The 3,480-nt window shown below is 65.0% G+C and carries 3 protein-coding genes; all 3 read right to left on the bottom strand.

Going from position 1 to position 3,480, the window contains the following annotated elements:
- Positions 1-368: 368 nt before the first annotated feature.
- Entirely contained in the window at positions 369-1,112 is a 744-nt protein-coding gene (locus BA895_RS18035; RefSeq protein ID WP_254666547.1) for an SUMF1/EgtB/PvdO family nonheme iron enzyme, read from the bottom strand.
- Between the two features lie 120 nt (positions 1,113-1,232).
- Positions 1,233-2,462, bottom strand: coding sequence for an IS110 family transposase (locus tag BA895_RS18030; RefSeq protein WP_070193283.1), 1,230 nt, complete (start codon positions 2,460-2,462; stop codon positions 1,233-1,235).
- A 313-nt stretch (positions 2,463-2,775) separates the two neighbouring features.
- The gene (locus BA895_RS18025; protein WP_070193282.1) at positions 2,776-3,240 is read right to left on the bottom strand and encodes a hypothetical protein; all 465 of its coding nucleotides are present in this window, start codon (positions 3,238-3,240) and stop codon (positions 2,776-2,778) included.
- Positions 3,241-3,480: the final 240 nt, after the last annotated feature.

Below are 3,480 nucleotides of genomic sequence, written 5' to 3'. Positions count from 1 at the left end.
CCAACATGGACAACTACCGAAGGCGCATCATGGTCCACATCGCCCTCACCCGAGGGCAGAGACCAGCAGCATGAATCAGGTGCCGCCCCGCTCAAATGCGGAGAGCCCGTTAACCTCATACTTCACGTCGACAGACACGGTGAATCGAGTGATCCCCATTTCCCCTCCTGAGTCGAAGAGCGTGTGAGCATTGCCCTGTGCTCGCACACTAGCGAGCGGAGCGGGCCAGAGACATCCGGGATGTCCCTGAGCGACCCCCTGCATTCAGTCGGGGTCGGGGTCCGTCAGTTGAGAGTGGGCCTGGCACGTCCGGTCTATGCCACAGATCGGTCGTGCCGATGAGGGTGAGTGCACAGACGGTCCGGCCGTCAGTCGGCGATCGTCCGGGCGAGGCGGAAGCCCACGTCATCAAACGCAGCCTCAGGGCTGGTCTTGCGTCGGACTCCAGCCCGGCAGCCCCAATGCGGGTCGCTCCAACCGCCCCCTCGGATGACGCGGTAGGACCCATACACCTCCGCGTCGTATTGGTCCCAGCACCACTCCCACACTCCACCCAAGGTGTCGAACAGGCCCCACGCGTTGGGCGTCTTCCTTCCCACTGGGTGCACGCACCCATGGGAGTTGTTCTCGTACCAAGCGATCTGGTCCAGGTCGCCATAGCGAGGGCCCGTTGAACCTGCCCGACAGGCGACCTGCCATTCGGCGTCCGTCGGTAGGCGGTATCCGGTCGCCTCTCGGTCCCACGCGACGCACCAGTCGTCAGGTGCCGGTTCATTGTGGGGAGTCCAGGTGGAGCGTGTCCGAGGTGGCGGATCGATCGTGGTGATGGTGTAGGCCGGGGCGAGTCGGTGCCGCAGGGACATGTCGTTGCAGAACGAGACCGCTTGCCGCCAGCTGATCTCCACCTTCGGGAAGTCACACTGGCTCGGTTCGGTCTCCGTGCCGAGCAGCGCGTTCCACTGTCCGACGGTGACTACGGTGGTGGCGATCTCGAACGGACCAACCTCCACTGTCCAGGTGCGCCCGCTTCGGCGGTCCACCATCACCTCGGCGACGGGGAACCGGGCTGGGACCTGGACCATAGTGATCGGCATGTGACCATCCTCGGGCACCGAGCACCACACGAGTTCCGTCGCCCTTGACCGCACGTGAGGTCCGCACACCCCCGATGAGGGCGGTTACGCGCCTTTCTATCAGCCCATGACGTTTACCGGATTTGGCACCCCTCTGTGTCAAGTTGCGGGTTGGAGGCGGTTTCGAGGGTTGGTCTGGTCTCTCGCGGTGGTGGCCGGTAGCGTCGTTGGGGCGGGTCCGGGACGTGGCTGATCCGAAGTGTCGACGTGCGGGTGGGAGTCGGCCGCGCTGGATTTTTGAGTCGCCCCGCAGTGCCCTCCCGGGCCCGCGTCGATGAGTGCGCCAGCTGGTTGCTGGCTGGCTCGCGCGTCGGCGAGCAGGCGCTTGAACACGACGTCGGACAGCCGCCGTTTGAGGCAGCGGATCGCTTCCATCGGGGTCTTCCCGGCGGCGAGCTTGCGCCGGTAGTACGCCCGCCCTGGGGTGTCGTGGCGTAGCTGGACGATGGCCGCGATGTGCAACACGTGGTTCATCCGCCGGTTCCCAGCCCGAGAGAGCCGATGCCGGATCTGTTCCCCAGAGGAGGCGTCCAGCGGGGCTGTGCCTGTCCAAGAGGCGAACTTGTTGCGGTCCATGAACCGGGCAATGTCCCCGACATCAGCCAGGATGCGGGCGGCGCCGGCCGGGCCGACCCCGCAGATGTCCATCAGCGAGGACCCACGCCCGGTGACCGCTACCTTCAGCTCGGCCTTGATCCGCTTCAGCTTCGAGTCGACGGCGACCAGGTCGGCGATCTGATCGACCGCCATCGGGCGCCGGGTCCGACCGGCGATGTCCCGCGGCCCTACCGAGGCCACGATCGCCTTCGCCTGCAACGCTGACAGGTCCCTCTTTCGTTGCCCAGGAACCAGTTCCGAGAACAACCGCTGTATCCGGTTCACCGTCTGCACTCGTAGCTTGGACAGCTCGTCACGCCGGTCAGCCAGCATCCGTAACGCCTCCAGCTCCCCGTCCAGGGCCAAGACACGGAGCCCGGTCGTGCGTACCGCGACCATCGCGATCGAATGCGCATCCAACGCGTCGGTCTTGCGGTTGTGGCCGGTGTCGAACAACCGCGCCCGCGCCGCCAGCTTCGCCGGCACATCCACCACCTGCTCGCCGGCCTCGAGCAGACGCTGCGCCAACGGACGACCGGCACCGTTCGCGCCCTCCACCGCCCACACCCGGTTCGGCCACCCCCTCACGTACCCGCGCATCGCCGCGTACCCCGCTTTGTCGGTAGCGAACCGGCCCGACCCCATCAGCTCACCACCGGTGGTGACCACCTCGATCGTGGCTGACAGCTTGTGCGGGTCAACCCCGATGACCACTCGATCAATGACCGCCATGAACACTCCTCCAGCACTGGTAGGAACCCGAAAGGTGACGAGGTGGGCAGTGCTACTACGAGCAGGGCAGACCCCTCTTGAGCCACACCATCGCCGACGGTGCCCGGCAGGCTGCAGTCCAAATGAGAGCCACACCAACAAACGGTGGACAGCCGCGAATGAGAGCCTCCTACCGGACACCTAGACCGAGTCTGGCCAGACACCGGCCCTACCGGAAGTCTCCTAGTAACCGCGGACCGCTCGGCCGCACCGATAAGCAGACGTTGCCCGATCGGCACAGGTGGCGCCGCCCGCGGTGGAGGATCATGCGTGCCTACCGTGCCAGCTTTGCTCCCGTCCAGGCTTCCTCATTGCTCACGTCCTCGAGAACATCGAGCCATGCCGGGACGAAGTCTGAGGGCTTGTCGTGGTCATCAATCTCCGCGATGAGTGTCCCGTCCTCGTGCTCGTCGATAGCGACGAGCAACCCGTCGCGGCCGATCAGGTGTCGCCGCTTGCGGAGGAGCCGGGCCGGCAGAGCCGCGAGCAGAGCCCACTCGTCGTCGTCAAGGTAAAAGTTTGTGCAAGCGACTTCAGCAGGTCCGTCAGTAAGGCGCACCTTGTGGCCAAGTTTGCGAGTCACGGTCCCATCGACGTCTCGCACCTCACGGAGTCTCAGCCGTGTCCCGGTCACGTACCGATCGAAGATGTCCCGCGTGCCGATGACACCCTCCGGAAGGCGCGCCAGGATGTAGCGCCGCTCCCGCTCGACAACCGCGTACTTCAGCGAATCAGACACAAGCCGCAGGATAGTCGCAACTTCCTGTCATCAGCGTGTGGTGTTTAGTGTCAAGGGGCTGGGGCGGGTGCCGGTGTCTCGTCGTCTGTCCCTGCATTGAGGTTGACCCCATTTCGTGGACATCTTGATCGTCGGGTTTCGGCCTGGCAGGGAAGGATGTCCTTATGGGTGCCACGAGGAAGAGTTACACCCCGAAGTACCGGCAGGAAGCTGCTCATCTGGTCATCGACACCGGGCGCA

Origin of the sequence: Humibacillus sp. DSM 29435, assembly GCF_001758225.1 — a bacterium.
Lineage (GTDB): Bacteria > Actinomycetota > Actinomycetes > Actinomycetales > Dermatophilaceae > DSM-29435.
Note: the sequence above shows the minus strand (reverse complement) of the source record. Positions and strands in the feature narration are given on the sequence as shown.

Bases quoted from the DNA above. Each gene is read 5' to 3' on its own strand.
- BA895_RS18030 (WP_070193283.1), bottom strand. From the start codon at position 2,462: ATGGCGGTCATTGATCGAGTGGTCATCGGGGTTGACCCGCACAAGCTG.